The organism is Flavivirga aquimarina (assembly GCF_030540835.1).
Lineage (GTDB): Bacteria > Bacteroidota > Bacteroidia > Flavobacteriales > Flavobacteriaceae > Flavivirga > Flavivirga aquimarina.
On the sequence record NZ_JAUOEK010000120.1, the window covers coordinates 1 to 24,809 of the forward strand.

Genomic DNA, 24,809 nt, shown 5'->3' on the forward strand with positions numbered 1-24,809 from the left:
ACATAGAGGTATTTCGCTGGTTTCATTTTGACCTAAAAAGGTCAAAAACCGAAATTCTGTATTTAGATTCCCGTTTTCACGGGAATGACAATTTCAACGGAAACCCCGAGGCAGAGCCTCGAGGAATTCTTTTCGATTAAAAATAGTATTAATTGCCTTAAATAATAACTAAAATATTATATTTGAACGTCTGAGATAGGCAAAATACAACAAAAGCTCTTATCAAATATGTTACCTAATCGGTTACCAAGTCAATACCATAAAGCGTAACTTTTTGATTGTTAAAATATAAGGGGCTGTGGCGGACATCCTGCCACCCACAATAACTATCAGTTTATCAACTTATCAAAATACTTATACAAATCACCTTTAGTAATAGCAGCACCTTGCTCTATCATTTTAAATTTATCTAAGTTTTTATCGTCTGTATAATCTTTATCTGCCTGTAAAAACTCAACATTTTCATCCATTAAATTTTCACGTAACCAATTATAACCTTCTTTTGTCGTTATGTCTACATCATTTTTCAAATTGATTACTATAGCATGCATTTTTTCTTCGCCTAAACGAAATAAATACATATGCTGCGGTGAGATATGCTCTAAATACTCTGCTTTGTTTAAAACACCTTCCCAAATTAAATCACTAAACACATCCAACTCTGTTTCTGCTAACTCTGGTTTATTAGCTTTTAAATTAGCCCATTCATCGGCAGTAATAGATTGTGTTGCCAAAAAGTTAATAAACTCCTGGTGTAATTCTTCAAATTGTTCTTTAGTAAGTCTTGAGTATTTCATATAAATTAAAAATCAATTACAAAGTAAACTTTTAAATATTAATTGTGATCCCACTTTTCAGCTGGGTTAGTTAGATTTACCATTTTGTATACGCCTCATCGACTTTACAAAATTGTATCTCACTAAAAAAATGCGCTCTTTTCCAATAGTTATCGAGAAAGAGCGCAAATTTAAGAATATATATGTTATTTTTTTAGAAAATATAACGCAAACCAAATTGCATTTGCCATCTGGAAGCTAAACTGGAATCATAACCAAAAGTCTCTGTTTGATCGGTATTAAAAGTATAGGTTGGAGTTCCAGTTCCATCAACACTCACCCCAATAGGTTGAATGTTGTTGGGTTGCTGAATTAATCCCCAATCGGAACTTAAAAGATTACCAATATTTAAGATATCAATACTAAACTGGATGGTATTGGTTTTATCGCCAGAAACTTTAAATCTAAAATCTTGTAAAAACTTAAGATCCCATTTCCCTCTCCAAGGAGCCAAAGCACCATAACGTTCTGCATATTGCCCACGTCTACCACTTAAATAATCATCTTGAGAAATATAATTTTCTAAAGCAGTATCTTGGCCTGTACCGGAGAACTGCATCTGTCCAATTTCGGTAGCAGTCGGAATATAAATTAAATCATTCGTACCAGATCCGTCTCCATTAATATCTCCACCATAAGTATAATTAAATCTACCTCCCTGTGCATACTCAAAAAATGTTGATAATGTTGTAGACCAGGTATCACCGCCATAATCCCACTTTTTACTGGCAACACCAATAAAGCGGTGTGTATTTCCATATTTGGAATACCCCAAAACATCATCATTAACATTTCCAACAATAGGATTTCCATTAAAGGCATCACTTGTTATTTCTGCTTCTATTGAATTTACATCTTTTGCATTTAAATAACTATAGGCTAGCATGGTGTATAAACCGTTATCGAATGTCTTTTGTCCTTTAATAGAAGCATTCCATATACGACCTTTATCAGAATTCGTAAAAACATAAGGTCCTGCACCTAATCCAAAGTCTGCAATAGCACCACCATAATCTGCATCTGTATAAATAGGTCGGTTATCTACACCATTTAAAGTTCCCGAAGGAGGTAATAACGCCCAATTTTGTACATGAGGCCCATTTAAATCTTTTGTATAAGATAGATCAGCGGTTAAAATCAATCCGTTTTCTAACCTTTTATCAGCCCCTATATTCGTTCTCCAAACCTGAGGAAACTTATAATCAGGATCTACGGCCTCTAGAAAGAATACATCTGGGGCCGTAATTTGGTTTCCTAACCATACAAAAGGAAAACGACCGGTAAACAATCCTGAACCACCACGAAGTTGAAAAGTATCGTCTCCATTAACATCGTAGTTAAAACCAACTCTCGGAGAAATTAGCCAATCATTATTTGGCATTTGTGTGTTATCAATTAAAACATTTTCTCCTGTATTTGGGTTATAATATGGTATATCTGGTAACACAAAACCTCTATCAATTACGTTTTGTGCTTTTTCGGCAGAATCGAAAAATAAAGGTTTATCAAAACGTACACCATAAGTTAACTTAAACTTATCTGTAATAGACCATTCATCTTGTACATAAAATGCCAGTTGCCCTACATTGGTTTCTGCTAAAGCCCATCCTTCTCCATCCGGCAGCGCATTATTAGCATCAAAAGTAGCTTGAGGCCCTGCAAAATCATAGCTTGTAGCATCAAAATCATTAATATCTACATTTCCAAAAAGATCAAAACCATAAGCTGTTAAATTAAATGAGTTATCAAATTGAAACTTTTCAAAAGAGAACCCTATTGTATATGTATGAGCTCCATTAAAAAAGTTTAAATTATTAGTAAGTTGTGTTACTTTTTGGTCTAATCTGTTATGAACTGAAAATGGTTCATGCCCGGCTATAATATAAGGCGATCCATCTTTAAATATGTTAATGGATGGTGCCGGAGTTGAAAACGGGTTTCTAAAATCATCAAAATGCGTATATCCAAATTGAAATTTATTAGTTACTTTATCAGACAATGTAGAATTTAACTCTACTTGTATAGATTTTAGTTTGTTATTTATTTGATAACCTGAATTTTGAAACTGTAATGTAGAAGCATTTGGCCCTCTAAAACCAATGGCTGTAGGGTGTGCCGGTTTTTCTTTTGAGGCATCTAACCAGTTATAAATAACAGCCAATCGGTTGTTATCATTAATATTCCAATCTAATTTAAAAATACCTTTAGTCGATTCTGAAGCATGGGTAAACCCTTCATAAGTCCCGGGATCGTAACCAACAGCCAATAAAGCATCTCTCACTGCTATTAAATCACTTTCTAAAACTCTTGATTCATTAATGGCTCCAGACCCTGTATTTGGTGCCCAACCATTCGTTCCTAAATCGGTACGATCATCTTTCTCAAAATTAACAAAAAAGAATAGCTTATTTTTAACAATAGGCCCGCCTATACTAACACCATATTGAGTTTGTTCTAACTTTGGTTTTACAACATCATCTCCTTTAATTTTTCCTCCGGTTAAACTTTCATCTCTATAAAAACCATAAACGGTTCCATGAAAATCGTTAGTACCACTTTTAGTTACGGCATTAACAGATGCTCCAGTAAAACCAGATTGTGTTACATCATACGGTGCTGTAGATACTTGTATTTGGTCTATGGCATCTAACGATATGGGTTGTGCATCTGTTTGACCTCCCGGTGTAGCTGCATCCAACCCAAAGGGATTGTTAAAAATAGCACCATCTAAAGAAAAATTATTGAATTGATCATTTCTACCTCCAAAAGAATTTCCACTTGCTGTAGGCTCTAACCTTGTAAAATCTGATGCTGATCTTGAAATAGTTGGTAAACGTGTTAATTCACGTCTGCCCACACTGGTTTCTGCACCCGTACGATCGCTCCCAAAAGTTCCTGTACCTCCTGTTCCTTGAATTACTACTGCATCCAATTGCTCACTATCTGATACCAATGTGACATCTAAATTTGTTGTTTTTCCTAATGTTAAAAACACATCATTAAAAGATTGTTCTTGATAGCCAATAAAACTAATAGTAATTGAGTAAGGTCCTCCTACTCTTAAATTTAAAAGGTTAAATCTTCCATCAAAGTTTGTAGCTGCTCCATATTTAGTACCTGTTGGTGTATGGATAGCTAATACATTCGCACCCGGAAGGGGTACGGAGTTTTCATCTAAAATAAGGCCTTTAATGTTTGATGTTGTAACCTGCGAAAATGCAAGAAACCCAAAAAACAAGAAAAAAATGGCAACATTTGTTTTTTTCATTTAATTTAATTTAAGTTAGTCTAATACTATGCACGCATAGCGCTTCGTAGTAAAAATAAACAAAAAAAAAGCCATTCTTACGAATGGCTTTAGTATATCTATAATGTTTTATTAACTAATTGTTAATACATTTTAGTTTGCTTGTGCAATAACTTCAAAAGGTAAATCAACAGAAACCTCTCTGTGCAAACGTATAACAGCATTGTATTTCCCTGTACGTTTAACAGTAGTAACTGTTATAAATTTCTTATCGATAGACTGTCCTTCTTTTTCTAGAGCTTCAGCTATGTTAATGTTATTCACAGAACCAAATAGTTTATCACCTGCACCTACTTTAGCGGGTATTTTAATTTCTAAAGCTTTTAAAGCTTCAGCTATTTTATTAGCATCGTCAACTATTTTCTTTTCTTTAAAAGCTCTTTGCTTTAAATTTTCTGCCAATACTTTTTTAGCAGAAGAAGTAGCAAGTATAGCTTGTCCTTGAGGAATTAAAAAGTTTCTACCATAACCGTTCTTAACTGTTACAACATCGTCTTTAAATCCTAAATTTTCAACGTCTTGTTTTAATATAAGTTCCATTGTTATTGGTATTTTATTTTAATAAATCTGCTACGTATGGCATTAAAGCTAAGTGACGCGCTCTTTTTACAGCTACAGATACTTTTCTTTGATACTTTAACGAAGTTCCAGTTAAACGTCTTGGTAAAATTTTACCTTGCTCGTTTACAAACTTTAATAAGAAATCTGGATCTTTATAATCTATGTATTTAATACCAGATTTTTTGAAACGACAGTATTTCTTTTGTTTATTTGTTTCAATATTTAACGGTGTTAAATATCTAATTTCTCCGTCTTTTTTTCCTTTTGATTGTTGTTCTATCGATGACATAATTAAGCTTTTTCTTTAAGTTTAACTCTTCTTCTCTCTGCCCAAGATATTGCATGTTTATCTAAGGATACGGTTAAGTAACGCATAAAACGTTCATCACGTCTAAACTCTACTTCTAAAGCATTAATTACTTCACCAGGTACAGTGTACTCAAATAAGTGATAGAAACCACTTTTCTTGTTTTGTATTGGGTAAGCTAATTTTTTAAGCCCCCAATCTTCTTTAGCTATCATCTTAGCGCCGTTAGAAACAAGAAAATCTTCATATTTCTTTACTGTTTCCTTTATCTGATCTTCAGATAAAACGGGATTTAAGATGAAAACAGTTTCATAATGATTCATAAAAATCTATTTTATTATTAAAAATTGGGTGCAAAAATAGTTAATATATACATATAAAACAATAATAAAAACAATAATAATTTGAGCTTGGCATTGGGGGTTTTAAAATGTTAAAATAATGTTAAAATAAACGCTTTAACGATGATTTTTGGTTTTTAGCCGAATTTTTCGTACTATTGTCGATATCTTAACCGAAATAATATAAAATGTTATGACATTAAATTGTGTAGTAGTAGACGATTCGGCGATACAACGTCTCTCAATAGTTAAATTAGTAGAAAATCATCCTTCACTTAATTTAATTGCAGAGTACAGTAGTGCCTTAGAAACTAAAAACGGTTTAAATACGCATCAAGTAGATTTAATTTTTTTAGACATTGAAATGCCAGTGCTAAATGGATTCGAACTTTTAGACGTATTAAACAACAAACCTCAAATTATTTTTGTAACCGGTAAAACTGAGTATGCTTTTAAAGCATTTAATTACGATGCTACCGATTACTTACATAAACCAATTACAAGAGAACGTTTTAATACTTCAGTAGATAAAGCTTTAGAGCAACATAGATTGACTTTAGACTTTAATGAAGAAGAAGGTGAGCATATTTTTGTAAAGAGTAACCTTAAAAAACGTAAAGTTTACATTAAAGATATTAAATGGATTGAAGCTCTTGGTGATTATGTAAAACTTGTTACAGAGGAAACCAGCTTGGTAGTGTTATCTACAATGAAGTCTTTCGAAGCAGAATTACCTGAAGGAAAGTTTTTAAGAATCCACAAATCATATATTGTTAATCTTGATAAAATTGATAGATTTAACAGTAAAAATGTTGAAGTTGGTGCTTATGAAATTCCGTTAAGTAGAAACAAAAAGACTCAGTTAGTTGATGCATTAAATAATATTTAGATTTAACTAACTAACCAAATTTAACCACAACCTAACCAAATTAAAAGTTATCGACATTTAAAATTATTTTTACCGACCGAAAATCTTTTATATTTGAGAAGCTATTATTTATTTTTATGATAGCTTCTTTTGTTTTTAATAATGATTGCTGTTTAGGAATTTTTATCAAAATATTTTTATGATACTGGTTTCTTATTCTAGAAATAGGGGGTGATTCTGGTCCTAAAACATAGTCTTTAAAAACTTGCTTTAAAGACTTTGCCAACCAAACTGAAGCGGCATCTACCCTACTATAATCTTTATGTTTTAATGTAATCTTTATTTGCTTATAAATAGGTGGGTATTTATAATTATAACGATCGTTCATTTGTTCGTTAAACATATCTATATAATTATTTGTGGAAACTTGTTGTAAAATGTTATGATACGGATTGTAAGTTTGTATTAACACCTTACCTCTTTCATCTGTACGTCCAGCCCTACCTGAAACCTGTAACATGAGTTGAAAACTACGCTCATGTGCCCTAAAGTCGGGAAAATTAAGCATATTATCGGCATTCATAATACCTACTAACTTTACATTCCTAAAATCTAAGCCTTTAGTTAGCATTTGGGTTCCAACTAATATATCTATTTCCTGTTGCTCTAAAGCTGTTATTATTTTTTCATACCCGTATTTTCCCCTCGTAGTATCTAAATCCATTCTTGCTACCTTGTAATCCGGAAATAACAATTTCACTTCTCCTTCTATTTGTTCGGTACCAAACCCCTTATTATCCAATTCTGCACTTCCACAAGCCATACACTCTTTTATCATCGCCGAGTTATAACCACAATAATGACAACGCAATTGATTTCTATATTGATGATAGGTTAAACTTACATCGCAATTTGGACATTGAGGCGAATTTCCACAGGTATTACACTCCACTATAGGTGAAAATCCACGTCGGTTTTGAAATAATATAATTTGATGACCTTCTTTTAAAGTCTCTGTCATTTCTTCGATAAGCCTATCACTAAAATGCCCTTTCATGCGCTTCTTCTTGAACTTATCTTTAATATCAACCAGCTCTATGTCCGGCATCAAGACATCATTGTAACGTTTTGTTATTTCGACAAAACCATACTTGTTTTGCTTTGCATTAAAATAGCTTTCTAAACTTGGTGTGGCAGAACCTAAAAGTATTTTTGCATGATGCATATTTGCTAATACTACTGCCGTATCTCGCGCATGGTAACGTGGTGCTGGGTCAAACTGTTTAAAAGATTGTTCATGCTCCTCATCAACAACTATAAGCCCTAAATTATTAAACGGTAAAAATATAGATGAGCGCGCCCCTAAAACTATTTTCGCCTTTGTGGAATTGTTTAAAACATGGTTCCAAACCTCAACCCGTTCGTGCGATGAATATTTAGAATGAAAAACAGCTACTTGTTCGCCAAAATAGGTCTGTAATCGTGTAATCAATTGTGCCGTTAGGGCTATTTCTGGCAACAAATAAAGTACTTGTTTTCCATTATTTAAAGTCTCCTCAATTAACTTGACGTACACTTCTGTTTTTCCAGAAGAAGTTACTCCATGAAGTAATGTAACGACATGCTTACTAAAAGATGCCTTTATTTCTTTAAGAGCTGTTTCTTGATAGTTATTAAGGTTTTTAGTGGTTTCTTTTTCTTCACCGGAATATTGAACACGGTCTGTTTGTATATAATATTCTTCAAGAATACCTTTATCAATCAATGATTTTATGATTGCTGTTGATGCGCCACTCTCTGCAGATAAATCTGAAACTTTTACTGGCTTTTTCGTAGTTGCAGAAATAGAAAATAAGGTCATTATAACTTGTCGCTGTTTTGGTGCTCTGCTTAAATCATCTAATAACTTTTGAAGTGTCGCTTCTGAAGAAAAATTGGAATGCAACTTTACATAACGAACCAATTTAGGTTTATATTTTTCATAAACTTCTTCTTCAACAGCAATGGCTTCCTTTTCTATTAATCGTTTAATAACTGGTAATACATTCTTTTTATCAAGAATATTAGAAATATCATGAATTTTTAAAGAGGACTGATGATGCAATGCTTCATAAACTAAAAACTCATCATCTTTTAGTATCGTTTCGTCAATCTCTTTAGTATTATTTTTTAAAACAACCGTTTCACTTTCTAAAATAAACGCATTAGGCAAAGCGGCACGCATCACATCTCCCAATGTACACATATAATAATTTGCAATCCATTGCCATAATTGTAATTGCTTTTCACTCACTATAGGAGTATCGTCTAAAATTTGTTGAATATCTTTAGCTTCATAAGCTGTTGGTGGTTCATTATGAACTTTATAAACAATACCTGTATAAATTTTCGACTTACCAAAAGGTACTGCAACACGCATTCCAGGTTTTAAGAAATCAGATTCTGAAGCACTTATACTATAGGTAAAAAGCTTTTTAAGAGGTACGGGAATTATAACGTTTATAAAATACTGCATAAACTAACATCTTTTACGTAGTTTATTCAAAGATGCATTTAATTCGTAACCTAGCAATAAAATATTGGCATTAAGCCACAAATAAAACAACAATATTAATAACGCCCCAATAGAACCATAAAGCTTATTGTACTGTCCAAAATTTTCAATATAAAGTCCAAATAGATAAGATGATAAAATAATGAGTAATGTTGTAAACAATGCTCCTATAGAAAAGAAATTAGAGTGTTTTCCCTCCTGAGTTCCAAAATAATATAAGGTTGCTGTGGTTAGATACACCATTACAATAAAGAAAGCATATTTAGCAATATCTGTCCACAATACATTTTGACTTTCAACCTGATAGCCTTGACTCTCTAAAACCCCAAACAACTCTTCTACAACATATATTTGAAAGTATCCTAAAACGGCTATGGTTACTATAAGCAAAAATGCTAATATTAATGCGATACCCAATGCATATAAATATTGTTTAAAAAAGTTACGGTTTAATTGCTCATGATACGAATTTTCGAAACCGGAAAACACAGCATTCACACCATTTGCCATTAATGCTATTGACAATACAAAAACAGATGACAATAATCCTCCTCGTTGTGGTTGGTCAATGTTTTCGAATATGTTTTCGAAGAAAAAATCGGACGTATTGGGTGGTAAAAAAGATTCTAAAAAGGTTAAAAAATCAATTTTAAAATCATCAATCGGTATATATGGAATAACAATTAATACAAATAATAAAAAAGGAAACAAAGCCATAAAAAAACTAAAGGCGATAGCACTTGCACGAGTTGTTAACGCTCCTCTTACAATACCTATAATATAAAGTTCCAGTAAATCGTAAAACGATAAACCTTCTAGACCTGGTAATTTTATTTGTTTAAAAACCCGCACTAAGACATTTATTACCGGAATCTTATCTAGTTTGTCTTCAATGGGCTTAGTCATTAATTTAGTTAAAAAGTTTGAAATCTCTTGTTTAGCACAAAAAACTAAACTAATTTAAGTGTGATAAAAACTATTTTTTTATAGCTTTTAAACTTAAATCCATGTTATGCACAGAATGTGTTAAAGCGCCACAAGAAATATAATTTACACCGCATTCTGCATAATGCCTAATAGTAGTCTCATTTATATTACCAGAAGATTCAATTAGACATTTATTACCTATCAGTTTTACAGCCTTTCTGGTATCCTCGTAATCAAAATTATCAATTAAAATTCTATAAATGCCATCACTTTTTAAGATCTCTTCCACCTCGGTTAAGTTTCTGGCTTCAACCATTATTTTTAAATCTTTGTTAGTTTCTCTTAGGTATAGCTTTGTCATTTCAATAGCTTTTGTAATACCTCCTGCAAAATCAATATGATTATCTTTAAGCATAATCATATCGTATAACGCAAATCTATGATTCTCTCCACCTCCAATAACGACTGCCCATTTTTCCAATACACGAATTCCTGGTGTCGTTTTACGGGTATCTAGAATTTTAGTGTTAGTCCCTTTCAATAAATTAACAAACATTCTTGTTTTAGTAGCAATAGCACTCATACGCTGCATAGCGTTTAGCACAGTTCGCTCGGCTTTTAAAATAGATTGTGAAGATCCTTCAATATACATGACAACATCGCCATAAGTAACTTCTGTTCCATCTTCAATTCTCACATCTAATTTTAAGTTTTTATCAACATAAGCAAGTACCTTTTTAGCAAAATTAACGCCGCCAATAACGCCTTTATCCTTAACTAAAATCATTGCTTTGCCCTTGGCATTTTCTGGAATGCAAGCTAAAGAGCTATGATCACCATCTCCTACATCTTCTCTTATTGCATTCGAAATTATCATTTTGACCTCTGTATCAAATTGCTCTTGTGTTATCATAATAATTTAGTCGGTTTGCAACAAAAATAAGAAATTGATTTACTAAATTAAATTTTACATTTACGAAATTTTTATTTTTTTCATCGTTAAATATATTTTTCATAAATACTAAATAGTAATTTTGCCATTATGACTATAAAACTTCTCGCCATTGGTAAGACGGATAACAAGGAACTTCAATCGCTTATTAACGAGTATACAAGGCGCTTAGGGTTTTATATTAAATTTTCATTGGAAATTATTCCGGATATTAAAAACGCTAAAAATTTAAGTGAAGCGCAACAAAAACAAAAAGAAGGCGAACTTATTATAAATAACCTCAATTCAACCGATGTTTTGATTTTATTAGACGAAAACGGTAAACAATTAGATTCTATTGGCTTTTCTGGTTACTTACAGAAGCACATGAATTCCGGTATTAAACAGTTGGTTTTTGTAATTGGCGGTCCTTATGGGTTCTCACAGGATGTTTATAACAAATCAAATGGAAAAATATCATTGTCTAAAATGACATTTTCCCATCAGATGGTACGTTTATTTATTATTGAACAATTATATAGAGGGTTTACCATTTTAAAAAATGAACCTTATCATCATAGATAATATCATTAAGCCTTAATGTAAAACTTAGCCCCCTTCGTTACCCAAAACAGTCTTTTTAAGCATAAAAATCCCTCTCAGGTAAGTTTTCATCCTTTTCAGGTAAGTTTTTTCTTCTATGTTAGCAGAAAATAATATAACCCTTTGGAGCAAAAACATTTATAGACATACTAACCATATTGTTCTACCATTAAAATCATTATATCTAAAGGAAGAGTTTATAACATCAAAATTCAAGTTATTCAACTTTAGTGCCGAAATATAAGAAAAGCCTAAATAGCTAAAGCACTCAAGATAAATTTAATAAGATGATTGGTCAATATAAACAAAAATTGTTTTAAAAATCATTAAAGCCTTAAAGAACACCTTGAACTGGAATCACTCACGAATAACAAATTCGAGATAAAGAGATACTGTACAGTCAGGGGTAAGACCGAAAACCTGTAAAAACGAGTAGGTCAATAATTTTTAAATATTAATATTATGAAACGTAAATCTTTAAAAACAGTTTTGCATGCCTTTGTTTTTACGCTGGCCATTGTAGCCTCTTTTGCTTTTAAGCCTTCTCCAAATGACATCCAGGACGATGTATATATACAGAGAGTTGGTCCTACTCTTTGCGAACTAATGACAATGTCGTTACCCTATGGTTGTGGACTTGATAATTGGGGGGCAAATTGTACGATGTTCCATCAAGGCATGTACCACACCCTGTATTCCAGAGCCTGGAATACAGCATGTATGGAGGCATATAGAATAGAATTGTAAAGTCTTATTATGGAGGGTGTCTAAAAAGTCTTTAATAATTTTTATTTGTCAGGTTGAGCTTATCTAAGCAAATTATTGATTATCAGTAATTTAAACATATTTCAACAAGCTCAATATGACATCTAAACTTACTTTTTAGCCTCCCTCTTATTGCATTGTTGCAAGTCTTTAAATATCAACATAGACAAATACTCAAAACCGTATTATAATAGTACATGATGATGTTACTAAAAAATCGATAAGGTTCATTGATAAAATGGATCTAAACATTATGATATCAAAAAACCAACTTTCAACAGCATTTTGCAAACCTTTCTTACACAATCAATCATCACTAAAAAACGAATTCCTAGCTGTATTTTATACCTTTAATAAATCATTTTCATCACAAATACTATGAAAACCTATAGTAAGTATAAAAATATCTTATTAGAATTTATTTGTATGTTACTCATACTGTTGTTTGTATATGCAGCAGTAAGTAAACTTTTGGTTTTTGACCAATTTAAGATTCAAATAGGGCAATCTCCCGTGCTCACTACTTATACTGCCTGGGTTGCTTGGGGAGTTCCTTTTATTGAGATTGCAATTTCGTTAATGTTAATCATTCCACGATTTAAGTTATTGGCCTTGTATGCTGCCTTTACACTTATGGTCATGTTTACATCCTATATTCTTATCATTTTGAATTTTAGTGATTTTATTCCCTGTTCCTGTGGGGGTGTTTTGGAAAAATTAAGTTGGACCGAACATTTAATATTCAATATCATCTTTGTCGTTCTTGCCCTTATTGGGGTTATGATATTAAGCCCAAAGAAGAACAACAATACTTCACATATAATACATAAAAAAGCATATACTATCCTTTCTGTTTGCATGGTATGTGGTATAGGAGTAGTATCCTTATTATTCTTGCTTTCGGAACATAAACTTCACCGAGACAATAGCTTCACACGTCGGTTTGCCGGTCATCCCGCAATAAAAGCCAAACAATTAGATCTTACTTACAATTCGTATTATATTGCCGGAGCTGACCAGGGAAAAGTATATTTGGGAAATAGTATCTCACCATTTCATATGGTCACTTTAGATACGTTACTTCAAAACAAAGAAACTATTGAATTGAGTTTAGACCAGGACAGTCTCCCGTACAGATCCATGCAACTTCGGGTAATTCCACCCCATTTCTTTCTTATGGACGGTGTTATGCCTTATGTTTTTAGGGGCAGTACGACTGATTGGAAAGCACGTTCTGTTATGAATAAGCCTGCCTATTTCTCACATGTCGAGCCTATAGATTCCGTGAGCTTGTTTATTAGAAGTTTAAGCAGCGAGACCAGAGAAAATGTCTTGGGCAAGATAAATCTTTCTGGGAGAGAGAGGGTAGACCTCTCTCACAATCTTCTACAAAAACAAATTGACGGTATTTTTGATACCGATGGTATCTTACAATATAACCACCAGTTACAAAAATTGGTGTACACCTACCATTATCGTAACCAATTTATTGTTGCCGATACCAACCTCCAATTAAATTACCTTGGAAAGACCATAGATACTATAAGCCATGCGCAAATAAAAGTGGGAACTATAGCCTCTAAAAATCAAACAAAAATGGCTGCGCCCCCATTAATAGTAAACAAAAATAGTGCGACATACGGTGATTATCTTTTTGTAAATTCTAAATTAATAGGAAAGTATGAGCCTATTAGTATATGGAAAAAAGCCTCTATTATTGACGTATATAATCTTGTGGATAACACTTACGAATTTAGCTTTTATATTTATGGTATTAAAAAAGACAAGCTAAGATCATTTCGGGTACTTCATGATAAATTTATCGGGCTCATAGGCAATCACATAGTAACTTACCAACTGGACACGAATCTGTTCAAGAATCTACTACCCAATTCAAAAAAGGGTGTAGATAACACTTCAACCAAAATCGATGCTACCTTTGTCAAAACTGATATTAATCATCAGTAAATATTGTTTACGGATCACTGAGACTAGAAATTGCAGTTATGACTTTTCTCGTAAAGACGCTAAGCCGTAAAGGAGATATTACTAAGACAGAAACTGTTAACTGAGACTGAATACTAAACTCCCAAACATAGTACACCCCACTTAATAACTTAATAACTTAACAACTTAATAACCAAACTACTAAAACTTTAGCCAGTCCCTTAGTAACCTTCATTCTGTGGTAATAAATTTGGATTAAGCGTTAATTCCAAATCCGGAAGGGGTAATAATACATGGGTATCTTTCCAATTGGGCTTGATTGGCGCTAATATTTCGGCGGCTTTTCCCATACGTTTCAAATCGAACCAACGGTGTCCTTGTTCCGTAAACAATTCTACACGACGTTCTTGTAAAATAGCATCTAGCAATTCATCTAACGTAACAGCAGTTGTATTGTCCAGACCCGCTCGGTTTCTAACAGCATTTATATCGGCTTGTGCTCCGGAGGTGTCATCCAGACGTGCTCGAGATTCAGCACGAATTAAATATTGTTCTGCCAAGCGTAACTGCACCGAATATTCTACCGAACTATCCGTGTTTCCTCTTTCCTTATATTTAAAAGCATGATACCAAGTTTCAGTATTTGTAGCATTACTAACTTCTTTTATCCAGGAGGATTGGCGTAGATCATCAGATTCAAATGCCTCAAACAAAAGATTACTCAGAGCTACATTAGATGGAGGCCCGATAACGAATATAAATCTTTCTCCTTCACTGGTGTTATTTCCATCTGCATTCGGCTTAAACTGCCAAATCGTTCCTGAAGCCTCTTTTAAAAAGACCTTGTTCAAATCAGGTTCTAAAGTTCCAAACTTAGTAATAACCCTATCGGCCATCTCCTCAGCCAGATCCCATTGCTGGGAATATAAATAGGCACGGGCAAGTACTGCTTCTGCCACTGCAACATAAGGCCGTATACGTTCCCCGCTAATGTCTTCATCGGGCAACAAATCTACAGCTAAATTTAGGTCTCTTATAATATAACTGCACACCAAAGCTCTCTGTGTACGTTTTACATTTCTATTAACTAAATAATCCGTCTCGGTAACATAAGGAATGTCTCCAAAAAGCTCCACAAGCAATAAGTGCAGATATGATCTTACAAACAAAGCTTCTCCTTTAAATTGATTCTTATCTTCCAAGGTCAAACCTAAAGAGTTCTCAACATTCGTTATGATCTCATTAACCGTGTAAATTTGAGCATAGGCACTGTTCCATAAATCTGCTACAATTAAGTCGTCTGACCGTACAGTATGATTTTGATAATTCTCCAGTGCTTCTCCCCGATCGAGCAGGTAATAATCCAACTCATCGGTGTACAGCCCCATAGAAACATTTATACCGTCACCAGATACCAGTCCACTGGCCCTCATTTGATAATAGACAGCACGAACCGCAGAATCTGCTGTAGATGCATCTTTATAAATGGACTCACCTGATATTAAGTTTTTTGGTAGATCTACCTCTACAAAATCGGTACAAGCTGTTAAACATCCAACCAAAATAATTAGACACAATAGATTGTATCGTCTAACAACCAATGTAAAACACCATCGATAAGGAACTATTTTTTTATGTTTTAATCTCATGACGTCTATTTTTTTTAATATTAAAAACTCAGTTCCAACCCAAATGTAAAGTACCGCAATACTGGAAGCGTTATCGTATCTCCTGAATGTTCCGGATCTGCCTTTAGGGATTTTGTAATTGTGAAAAGGTTCTGCCCTTGCACATATATACTGGCATCTAGTCCAGAAATGCCCACTTTAGGAATAGCATAGCTTAAAGAAACATTTCTCAAACGGATAAAAGAAGTATCTGTATACCAAGCATTACTACTACGGTAATTGGAATAAGCAGTGATCGCCTCTGCACCTTGGGCGCTATTACCTATGGTATAACGTTGTACCGAAACTTGGTCTCCTTCCTTCTGCCAACGATTGAATACCAATGCGTGTTGATTAAAAAAACTACCGGGGTGATTTGGATTATAGAAAACATCGGTTCCTCTTTGTTTCTTAAACTGAAAAAAAAGCTCTAAACTCAACCTCTTGTAGTTAAAAATATTATTTATACCTCCATGAAGTTTTGGAGCTGTATTCTCGATCCATTGACGATCTTCTGAAAGAGGACTGGGGTCTATAACACCATTGTTATTATAATCTTCGAACTGATACACACCTGTTACTGGATCGACACCAGTCATATAATACAGCTTTTGAATATTTAACGGCTGCCCCAATACATATTGATTTGCAAAAGAAGAATATTCTAGTCCATCAAACTTTATCAGCTTATTTTTAGGCATCGAAATATTAAAAACCGTCGTCCATTTAAAATGAGGATTTCTAATATTTACAGACCGAAAGTCTATTTCTAAACCTGTGTTTTCTACCGTAGCATCAAAGTTGGCATTTACAAAATTAAAACCTGCTGTTCCCGGTAAAGGAACATCTAACAACTGACTTGAAGAGCGATTTCTATACCATGCCATTGTAAATAACACACGATCTTTTAAAAACCCCAACTCCAAACCTACTTCAAATTTTTTGGTTTCTTCCCATCCCAAAGTTGGATTGCGTAGCTTATCCGGTAATAGTATCGATCCGTCATAGCTTACATTTTTCGGAGTCTCATAGGTATTATAAAAGCCATAATTTCCAATATTGTCACTACCTGTTATTCCATAGCTAGAGCGTAGCTTCCCATAACTTAAAAGTTTATGGTCTTCCAAGAAAGTTTCTTCAGAAAAGAGCCAAGCAGCCCCAACTGCGCCAAAATCACCAAATTGTTTACCTGGGCCAAATCGGCTGGAGCCATCTCGCCGTCCAGTGAGATTCACAATATATTTCCCTGCCCAGTTAAAATTTAGCCTTCCAAATATAGCATGGTAATTATATTTAGATTCTCGATCTAATCCATCTGAAGTTTTATTGGCTGCAAAAACATCCAGAATTTGACTATTATTTTGGAAACCTTCTCCTGATATTCTAAACTGGTTTGTTACACGTCGCTGGAATGTGGTTCCAACCAGAAAATTAAGATTCGCTTTGCCCCAATCCTTTTCCCACTCAATCTGCGGTTCTACATTCCAGGAATGACGCGAAGCTTTGTTAATAAAAATTGACGATCTCGTAATACTTGTAAATTCAAAAACTGGATTAAATCTGGTATGTAGGGTTGCTTTATATTCCTCTCTTTGATAATCCGTATAGCCCAAATTGGTTCTAAATTCCAGAGCTGGTATAGGGCGATAAGAAATCACCGTACTCAATAGAAGGTTTTTACTCTTAGCTCGATACTCCCCTTCTAACAATCCTAATGGGTTATCCATAAAAGCTGGAACCCATCCATCCCAATTCAACTCCCCATAAACATCGTGGAGCGCTGGAGCGTTCGGTGCCAAATTATAAGCTTCGTCTGTAAGCCCACCAAGCGGGAGGCGGTTATCCTCTACGACATAGTTCGTTAAGATATTTACCTGAAAACGCTCATCTGACGATTGATGATTGATATTACTTTGTACAGAAGCCTTCTCATATTTTGAGTTCCCAGGAAATACTGTTGTTTCATTTTGATAGTTCCCACTAAGCATAAACTGAGTTTGTTTATTACCTCCCGAAAAAGATAGCTGGCCTGTGTTTCGGTTAGCCGTACCTCCTATAAGTACTTTCTGCCAATCTGTATAACGATTTTGATCCCATTCAAACAAATCTGGCATGATACCTTGTATAGATAAAGGTGTTGTTTCGAGTGTGAAGCCATCATTGGTAAGTCCTTCTAATCGCATGTCTAAATATTGTTCCGTATTTAATAATTCTATAAAGCGTGACACCTTAGCAAACCCAGTCGTAACATTAACTTTAATTTGGGTTTTCCCTGCCTTACCTTTTTTGGTTGTGATAAGTATTACGCCATTGGCACCAAGAGAACCATAAATAGCTGTGGCATCTGCATCCTTAAGCACCTCAATACTTTCAATATCAAAATAATTAACCAAACCTAACGGACCTCCGTCTAGTAAAACAGGATTAACGTCAGGAGACGACAATGATTCAGAACCATAGCGGACACCATCAATAATAAACAGCGGATCTGTACCTGCATTTATAAAGTTCTTACCACGTATCTCTATCTTAAAACCACTACCGGGAAGTCCTGTGTTTTGAACAATATTGACTCCTGGAATATAGCCGTTTATAGCTGCCAACGGATTGGATACAGGCTGTCTTTCTATAGTTTTAGCATCTATTTTATAAACGCTTCCTGGATTCTCTCGTTTAGACCTTTTGTAGTAATGTCCCACGATTTCTACAGCATCCAATATATCAATATCCTCTTCAAGGGTTACATTGATGCTACTTTGATTGCCAACGACGATTTCCTGTGTTTCATATCCTAGTGATGAGAATTCCAAAACAGTTTCAGGATGGGTTCCTATGATCGTATACCGACCATTTATATTGGTAGTAGTTCCTTTGTTTGTACCTTTTTTTAAAACGGCGACATCTGGTATAACCTGACCTTCCTCATTTGAGACAACGCCAACCAGAATTTGCTCTTGGTCTTGGAACTTGTTACCACTCGTTTTTCTTTTAACAATAATCCTATTGTTCTCATTTATGGTAATATCAAAATCCTCCACAGGAATACTCTTCCTTAATAACTTTTTAATACGAATAGTTCCTTTCTTGAGTACTACTTCGGGAAGACCCTTAAACAAATTTCCTTCATGAAAAAACGAATAATCTGTCTGTGCATCAATAATATCGAATACTTTATCAACAGTTACCTTCATGGTTGAATCTATAACAACCTGGCCATTTTGAGAGTATGTATGTTTTGATATAAAGCCGAACAATATGATACAAAACAACATTTTAAATGTTCGCATAAAAATTGTGAACGTGTTTTTATTTAATAAAAACATTAGTTAGTTTAGTTAGTAATGCAGTTAGTATTAAAAATAAGGAGTGTAGTCTCATACTGTTAGACGTACACTACATTCTTACTCTATCTCTGTATTTTTAAGGATGCCTTATACTTATTTTCATCTTTATTTGTTCAATTTTAATGTTACGAAATAGTCATACCTTTTCATGAGGTAAGTCCTTGTTTTTATTAAATCTCGGATAACCGATTTACCCTTCTTTCAACTTAAATGGCTTTTATCTTTTTTACTATCTCCTTTCATTTATACGCCCCATTAACTGTAGGTTTGGTTTTGTCAATGTTTGTTTAAAGACCTTGTTTCTTTAACCCAAAAAAGAAAAAGACGTTCTGGGCTTATTAATTTCCAATTTAATAAACCTAAAAACATTCTTGTTCTCTTTTTGAAATTGCTTCTTTATTTTAATTTGTTTTTTACATAATTTCACTCTCTCGTTAGCCAGTTAATCTGCTGGATTATTTATTATTTTTATTAGACTCCTGTTATACTTCTTTATTTTTTTTATTTCTGTTTCCTACTAAATTGCAAATCCTTGAAAAAATACATCCCTTTAGCTAAACGACTTACCGCACCTCTTTTATTCTTACCTTGTAACACCATTTGTCCAAACTCATCATATATTTCCATTAGCTTAAAACCTGATACATCTTTTACATTCAACATATAACTTACCGAATCTGGGTCATCAGCATCAGGCTTCGTTTGGAAAGAATTAACCGATAAGTAATCAAATTCAATTTCAGATGCTTTCACAACAAAGGAAATGACATCAATATTAAAGCCAACGGAGATGATGTTAGGGCAGCCATCACCTCCTATTGGACTTACTGGGAACAAGTCGAGCCCAGATCCACCTGACAGAGTTACGACAATATCATCAGTTGTTTCTGTGATATCATCTCTGTTACTGGTGGTATTTGCATTAAAATTGGATAATGTAAATAGAAATATATGTGTTTTCATGGTTGGGACGGTTTAAGTATTAGTTTAGTTTACAGTTTAATTTTTTGTTTAGTTTATTATTTAAGCCATTAGTCTATTCCTTGAAATAGTACTACGGATTACTTTTACATGACATCTTCTACATGATGGTTAATGTTTTATCTTTTATATAATAGCCATTGACATTACTTTCCTGTTTAATTGCTGACATAATCTCTTTTATTGGAGAGTTTTTTCTAAACGATCCTGAGTATATCTCGTTTTCCACATTTTTGTTTTCAAATATCACGTCCATGTCGTACCAACGGGAAAGGGTATTCATAATATCCTTTATGCTTTCGTCTCGGAAACTAAACTTGCCTTTTCTCCAAGAAACTTCCTTGTACATATTGCTAACCGCTACTATGTTTAAGCTATTATTTTGGGTATTTAGATTTAATTGTTGATCGGGCTTAAGCTTAAGGGATTGTTTTTCACCCTGGCTGCTAACAGCTACTTCGCCTTCTACTAAGGTAGTATAAATGTTTGCCTCATCTTTATAGGCCTTGATGTTAAACTCGGTTCCTAAAACTTCTACTTCCTGAAATTCATTGCTCACCTTAAACTTTGCACCTTTGTGTTCGGTACTTGGTGAGACATCAAAATAGGCTTCTCCATAAACAAGCTCTACTTGTCTGGTTTCTCCATTATTAAATGCTACAGGGTATTTTAATTGAGATTCGGAATTTAGCCAGACTTCAGTGCCATCTGATAAGTTTATTATAAATTGCCCACCTCTTGGGACAGTTAATACATTATAGGCAATCTCTTCTGTTTTTGTTTCTATATAGCCTCCCTGTTGGCCAGTAGGATATGTTATTTTTTCACCATTACTGGTAATATTGTTTAATTGATAAGCCTGACCTTTTTCCAAATGCACTTCAGAACCGTCCTCTAATGTTAAAACTGCTTTGTCAGTGCCTATTTTGATATTGTTTTCTGCTATAATTGATGTATTGATTTGCGGTCCATCATCTTTATTTAAAAGAACCGTGATGCTAAGTAAAATGACTACAGATGCAGCTATTGCACTATACTTAAACGTTTTTTGCCTGATAAGCTTTTGCTTTTCTTTACCGATTATCGCTTTCAAAGCTTTTTCCTTATTTAATTCTTTTTTAAGTTGTAAACGCTCTTCTCTTTTGTTTCTATTAGTAATACCAAAAATTATACGTTTTTTATCATCTTCAGTAAGCGTTTTAAATTTCTCTAAATCAATGGGAGTTTCACCTTTTAATAACGAAGTAGCAATCTTCTTCGAAAGTGATTTAATTTTGTCTAAGTCATCCATAAATTAAAGAATTTAATAGTCATTGTACATTATAATAACGTAAAGAAAAAGAAAAGGAGGGGGTAAAAAATTAAAAAAAATTATTTGACTCTTAAGAAACTTAAAGTTTTTCGGAGTTTTTTATAGGACTCCTTTTTATAATCCTTGACCGTATGAATGGATATGTTCATTTCTTTAGCTATTTCTTTGTTTGTATAATTTTTAATACTTAATCTAATAGTCTCAGCATATTTATTAGGTAGTAATTTCACTGCTCTTTCAATAAAATTTGGTAATTCTATTTCACTTTCATAAGCATCTGATGTTTCTATCATAATAACCTCCGATAAAAAATAACTTTCCATTAGCAAAGTTTCTAAACCCTCTAAAGGGTATGGCTTAACATCTTTAGCACGTTTACTTCTTAAAAAATCAATGGACTTATTCTTTACTGCTTTATAAAAAAATCTTTCAATTCTGTCTTTATTTTCAAAGAGAATCTTGTCCTCCCATACTTTTGTAAACACTTCTTGAACGATGTCTTTAGAGAGGTCTAAATCATTAACATACCCGTAAGCAAAAATACATAGTCGATCATATAAACGATTGAAAATATTTTCAAACTCTTTGATAGTTAACTCCTGTGCCTTGTTTTGATTCATATATTCGCTATAAAAAGGTTATTAAGAAAAATATCCATTTTAAATAAGAACGATCATTGTTTCTGTGGGGCATTAAAATATATCTTTAAGAAACTTGATAATACAATTATCTGTTCTTCCAGAATAATAAAGAATTTCTTGAAACCAACCATTCTCAAAACTAAGACATAGAGAGATACTTCTACTAAGCTAAGCACAGGGGTTCGCTGGCTTTATATTCAATCAAATTGAGTATAGGTTTTGTCCTTTTGGATCAAAACACAAAATTCTCCAATAAAGGTTATCAACTGAAGTTAGAGCGTGTTGATAACATCTTTTTATTTTAAGCCAAGCAAGATGACTATAGATGTAGCTATTACATTACACTATACCTATAAATCATTTTCGTTTGACATATTTCTCTTTTATTTTTATTAGTAATACCAAAAGCATCCATTTTTTATCATTTTAAGCAAGCATATTGAATTTCTCTAAAAATAGGGCTCAACTTTGTAATAACGAAGCTACAATCCTCTTCGAAAGTGATTTAATTTTGTCTGAACTCTCCATAAATTAAAGAAAGAATAGCGGTTGCACGTAATTATGTCTGTATAAAATTATATGCAATTACACACAACTTTATATAACTATAACGTAAAAGAAAAGAAAGAGAGGGGGTAAAAGATTAAAAAAATTATTTAATTATTAAGTTAACCTAAAATTTTCCGGAGTTTACGATAGGCCTTTTTCTTATATTCCTTGACTGTATAAACAGATATGTTCATTTCTTCGGCTATTTCCTTGTTCTTATAATTGGCAATACTTAATCTCATAACTTCAACCCATTTACTAGGTAGTGATTCCAGTGCTCTTTCAATAGCATTTGATGTTTCTACTATAATAACCTCCGATAAAAAGTAATTTTCCGTTTGCATAGTTTCTAAATCCTCCAAAGGATAAGCCTTAACATCTTTAGCATATTTACTTCTTAAAAAATCAAGTGATTTATTTTTTACTGCAGTATAAAAAAGGCCCTCTATCTTATCTTCATCACAAAAGACACCCTTGTCCTCCCATACTTTTATAAAGACATCCTGAACGATGTCTTTAGAAAGATTTAGATCATTAACATACTTATGAGCAAAAAGACATAATAACTCATATAGACGATTGAAAATATTTTCAAACTCCTTGATAGTTAACTCGTGTGCCTTGTTTTTATACATCTATCCATTTTAGAAAAGGTTCTTAGGCTAACACCCGTTTTAAATAAGAACAGTCACTATGTTTTTATGGGATTAAAAATACATCTTCAGAAAATACGCTAATATAATTAAAGTTTTTTCTTAAAAAAACAAAGAATTTCTTGAAACGAATTATTCCAGAGGCAAAACCGTGAAGAATTCTTTTTGATTAAAACCTTATACCCAAATTGATATTAGTTACAAATTCTCTAAATCCAATCGTTCTTTCTTAGTAAGCTTGGCTACAACTAAACGATAAGAAATATCCAGCCATTCGCATAATATTTTATCTGAAATAGAGCCGTCCATCAAAACACTGCTCCAATGTTTTTTACTAAAATATGATGGCTCTTGCAATGCATCATATTGCATACGAAGTTCTTCTATAGTTTCAGGCTCGCATTTAATACTAAAACTATTAAATGTATCAATATTTGTAGCCGTAAACATTTTTCCTTTTACTTTAAAAACAAGAATGTTAGGTAATTTAGGAAATGGAATAGATTCTGTTGCTCCTTTCTTAGATAAACAATACAATCGATAATCTTCAATATTCACCTTATATAAATACTTAACATCAATTAAATTAATGGGTTTTATAAACTTGCTTGCGTTTTTCCAATTGACGCTCTAAATCATGAATAGTCTCTCTTACAGATACTTCAAAATTACGTTCATTGGACGTTGCAAAAATTCGAGGTCCCGGCAAACTCAATTCAATACTACAAATTTTACCAATTTCATGTTGATTTTCATCTTGCTTAAAATGCACCGTTGCACTTATTAAAAACTCATAACGATTAAATATTTTTTTTAATTTCTCTTCTGTAAAATTTGAAAGTGTTTCACTTACATCGACTCCCACATATTGAATATTTACTGTCATAATTATATCTCTTTTTATTGTTTTAATTATTATCTAAAATACACGATTTTTAAATAATTAATAGTAACAAATGTCATAAAAAAGTCATAAAATATTTCTACTTATAAATCAATATAATAGTATTTTTGAAAATTTAATGGAAACCTCGAGACTGAGCCTCAAGGAATTCCTTTTGATTTAAATTCATCTAACTTATGCAACTTGTTTTCGCTACCAACAATCTTAACAAAATAAAAGAGGTGCAGGCTTTACTTCCTAAGCATATTACATTATTAAGCTTAAAGGACATTGGGTGTCTTGAGGATATTCCAGAAACTCAAAATACCATCGAAGGCAACAGCATACAGAAGGCAACATATATAAAAAAACATTATGGATATGACTGTTTTGCTGATGACACCGGATTAGAAGTCACCATTTTAAATGGGGCTCCAGGAGTTTATTCTGCCCGCTATGCCGGCGAGCAACGCAATGCAAACGACAATATGGATAAATTACTAACCGAATTACATACTAAAACTAACAGAAATGCACAGTTTAAAACTGTAATCACACTACAACTAAATAATAAACAACAGACCTTTACAGGTATATGCGAAGGCGACATAACCAAAACAAAAAGTGGTGAGCAAGGTTTTGGCTACGATCCTATTTTTAAACCCAAAGGATTCCAACAAACATTTGCAGAAATGGATTTAAGCCTAAAAAACAGTATAGGTCATCGAGGAAAAGCCATAGAACAATTAGTTCATTTTTTAAATTCTTAGTATTAATAAAAGAGGGATAAAAAACCAAATTACATGTTGGTGGTTAATATTCTTTATGTTAT

The 24,809-nt window shown here is 33.1% G+C and carries 21 protein-coding genes; 5 read left to right on the forward strand and 16 right to left on the reverse strand.

Going from position 1 to position 24,809, the window contains the following annotated elements:
- Positions 1–329 precede the first annotated feature (329 nt).
- The 5 genes from Q4Q35_RS11345 to rpsF all read right to left on the reverse strand — a co-directional run bounded on the left by Q4Q35_RS11345 (position 330) and on the right by rpsF (position 5,334).
- Complete coding sequence (locus Q4Q35_RS11345; RefSeq protein ID WP_303278090.1) at positions 330–797, reverse strand: DUF6495 family protein; 468 nt, start codon at positions 795–797, stop codon at positions 330–332.
- Between the two features lie 193 nt (positions 798–990).
- Positions 991–4,104 (reverse strand): TonB-dependent receptor, encoded by a 3,114-nt coding sequence (locus tag Q4Q35_RS11350; RefSeq protein WP_303278091.1) that lies wholly within the window; start codon positions 4,102–4,104, stop codon positions 991–993.
- Positions 4,105–4,236: 132 nt separating this feature from the next.
- Entirely contained in the window at positions 4,237–4,683 is a 447-nt protein-coding gene (rplI, locus tag Q4Q35_RS11355; RefSeq protein WP_303278092.1) for a 50S ribosomal protein L9, read from the reverse strand.
- Between the two features lie 13 nt (positions 4,684–4,696).
- Complete coding sequence (rpsR, locus tag Q4Q35_RS11360; RefSeq protein WP_019388303.1) at positions 4,697–4,993, reverse strand: 30S ribosomal protein S18; 297 nt, start codon at positions 4,991–4,993, stop codon at positions 4,697–4,699.
- Between the two features lie 2 nt (positions 4,994–4,995).
- Positions 4,996–5,334: a 30S ribosomal protein S6 gene (gene rpsF / locus Q4Q35_RS11365; RefSeq protein ID WP_303278093.1), complete on the reverse strand. Its 339-nt coding sequence runs from the start codon at positions 5,332–5,334 to the stop codon at positions 4,996–4,998.
- A gap of 211 nt (positions 5,335–5,545) precedes the next feature.
- Between rpsF and Q4Q35_RS11370 the strand changes: the two genes are divergently transcribed.
- A complete protein-coding gene (locus Q4Q35_RS11370) occupies positions 5,546–6,241 on the forward strand; it encodes a LytR/AlgR family response regulator transcription factor (protein ID WP_102754690.1) in 696 nt (231 codons plus the stop codon).
- Between the two features lie 40 nt (positions 6,242–6,281).
- On the opposite strand, the gene priA is transcribed toward Q4Q35_RS11370, so the two are convergent.
- From priA to nadC, 3 genes are all read right to left on the reverse strand, one after another.
- The gene (gene priA / locus Q4Q35_RS11375) at positions 6,282–8,735 is read right to left on the reverse strand and encodes a replication restart helicase PriA (protein ID WP_303278094.1); all 2,454 of its coding nucleotides are present in this window, start codon (positions 8,733–8,735) and stop codon (positions 6,282–6,284) included.
- A gap of 3 nt (positions 8,736–8,738) precedes the next feature.
- On the reverse strand, positions 8,739–9,680 hold the full coding sequence (locus tag Q4Q35_RS11380) for a YihY/virulence factor BrkB family protein (RefSeq protein WP_303278095.1): 942 nt from the start codon (positions 9,678–9,680) through the stop codon (positions 8,739–8,741).
- Positions 9,681–9,750: 70 nt separating this feature from the next.
- Positions 9,751–10,614, reverse strand: coding sequence for a carboxylating nicotinate-nucleotide diphosphorylase (gene nadC, locus Q4Q35_RS11385; RefSeq protein ID WP_303278096.1), 864 nt, complete (start codon positions 10,612–10,614; stop codon positions 9,751–9,753).
- 129 nt (positions 10,615–10,743) lie between these two features.
- Here nadC and rlmH point away from each other — a divergent pair, with 129 nt between their 5' ends.
- From rlmH to Q4Q35_RS11400, 3 genes are all read left to right on the forward strand, one after another.
- Positions 10,744–11,217: a 23S rRNA (pseudouridine(1915)-N(3))-methyltransferase RlmH gene (rlmH, locus tag Q4Q35_RS11390; RefSeq protein ID WP_303278097.1), complete on the forward strand. Its 474-nt coding sequence runs from the start codon at positions 10,744–10,746 to the stop codon at positions 11,215–11,217.
- Positions 11,218–11,697: 480 nt separating this feature from the next.
- Positions 11,698–11,982, forward strand: coding sequence for a DUF6520 family protein (locus Q4Q35_RS11395; RefSeq protein ID WP_303278098.1), 285 nt, complete (start codon positions 11,698–11,700; stop codon positions 11,980–11,982).
- 396 nt (positions 11,983–12,378) lie between these two features.
- Positions 12,379–13,968 (forward strand): MauE/DoxX family redox-associated membrane protein, encoded by a 1,590-nt coding sequence (locus tag Q4Q35_RS11400; RefSeq protein WP_367892740.1) that lies wholly within the window; start codon positions 12,379–12,381, stop codon positions 13,966–13,968.
- A gap of 200 nt (positions 13,969–14,168) precedes the next feature.
- Here the strand turns inward: Q4Q35_RS11400 and Q4Q35_RS11405 are convergent, their stop codons facing one another.
- The 8 genes from Q4Q35_RS11405 to hpf form a co-directional block, all read right to left on the reverse strand.
- Positions 14,169–15,596 carry a RagB/SusD family nutrient uptake outer membrane protein gene (locus Q4Q35_RS11405; RefSeq protein ID WP_303278100.1) on the reverse strand — a complete coding sequence of 476 codons (1,428 nt, stop codon included), beginning with the start codon at positions 15,594–15,596 and terminating at the stop codon, positions 14,169–14,171.
- A gap of 20 nt (positions 15,597–15,616) precedes the next feature.
- The gene (locus tag Q4Q35_RS11410; RefSeq protein ID WP_303278101.1) at positions 15,617–18,805 is read right to left on the reverse strand and encodes a SusC/RagA family TonB-linked outer membrane protein; all 3,189 of its coding nucleotides are present in this window, start codon (positions 18,803–18,805) and stop codon (positions 15,617–15,619) included.
- A 654-nt stretch (positions 18,806–19,459) separates the two neighbouring features.
- Positions 19,460–19,921, reverse strand: coding sequence for a hypothetical protein (locus Q4Q35_RS11415; RefSeq protein ID WP_303278102.1), 462 nt, complete (start codon positions 19,919–19,921; stop codon positions 19,460–19,462).
- A gap of 118 nt (positions 19,922–20,039) precedes the next feature.
- Positions 20,040–21,230: a FecR family protein gene (locus Q4Q35_RS11420; RefSeq protein ID WP_303278103.1), complete on the reverse strand. Its 1,191-nt coding sequence runs from the start codon at positions 21,228–21,230 to the stop codon at positions 20,040–20,042.
- Positions 21,231–21,310: 80 nt separating this feature from the next.
- A complete protein-coding gene (locus Q4Q35_RS11425; protein WP_303278104.1) occupies positions 21,311–21,871 on the reverse strand; it encodes a sigma-70 family RNA polymerase sigma factor in 561 nt (186 codons plus the stop codon).
- 689 nt (positions 21,872–22,560) lie between these two features.
- On the reverse strand, positions 22,561–23,076 hold the full coding sequence (locus Q4Q35_RS11430) for an RNA polymerase sigma-70 factor (RefSeq protein WP_303278105.1): 516 nt from the start codon (positions 23,074–23,076) through the stop codon (positions 22,561–22,563).
- A gap of 216 nt (positions 23,077–23,292) precedes the next feature.
- Positions 23,293–23,652: an MmcQ/YjbR family DNA-binding protein gene (locus Q4Q35_RS11435; RefSeq protein WP_303278106.1), complete on the reverse strand. Its 360-nt coding sequence runs from the start codon at positions 23,650–23,652 to the stop codon at positions 23,293–23,295.
- 28 nt (positions 23,653–23,680) lie between these two features.
- Positions 23,681–23,980, reverse strand: coding sequence for a ribosome hibernation-promoting factor, HPF/YfiA family (gene hpf / locus Q4Q35_RS11440; RefSeq protein ID WP_303278107.1), 300 nt, complete (start codon positions 23,978–23,980; stop codon positions 23,681–23,683).
- 194 nt (positions 23,981–24,174) lie between these two features.
- Between hpf and Q4Q35_RS11445 the strand changes: the two genes are divergently transcribed.
- A complete protein-coding gene (locus Q4Q35_RS11445) occupies positions 24,175–24,747 on the forward strand; it encodes a non-canonical purine NTP diphosphatase (RefSeq protein ID WP_303278108.1) in 573 nt (190 codons plus the stop codon).
- Positions 24,748–24,809 lie beyond the last annotated feature (62 nt).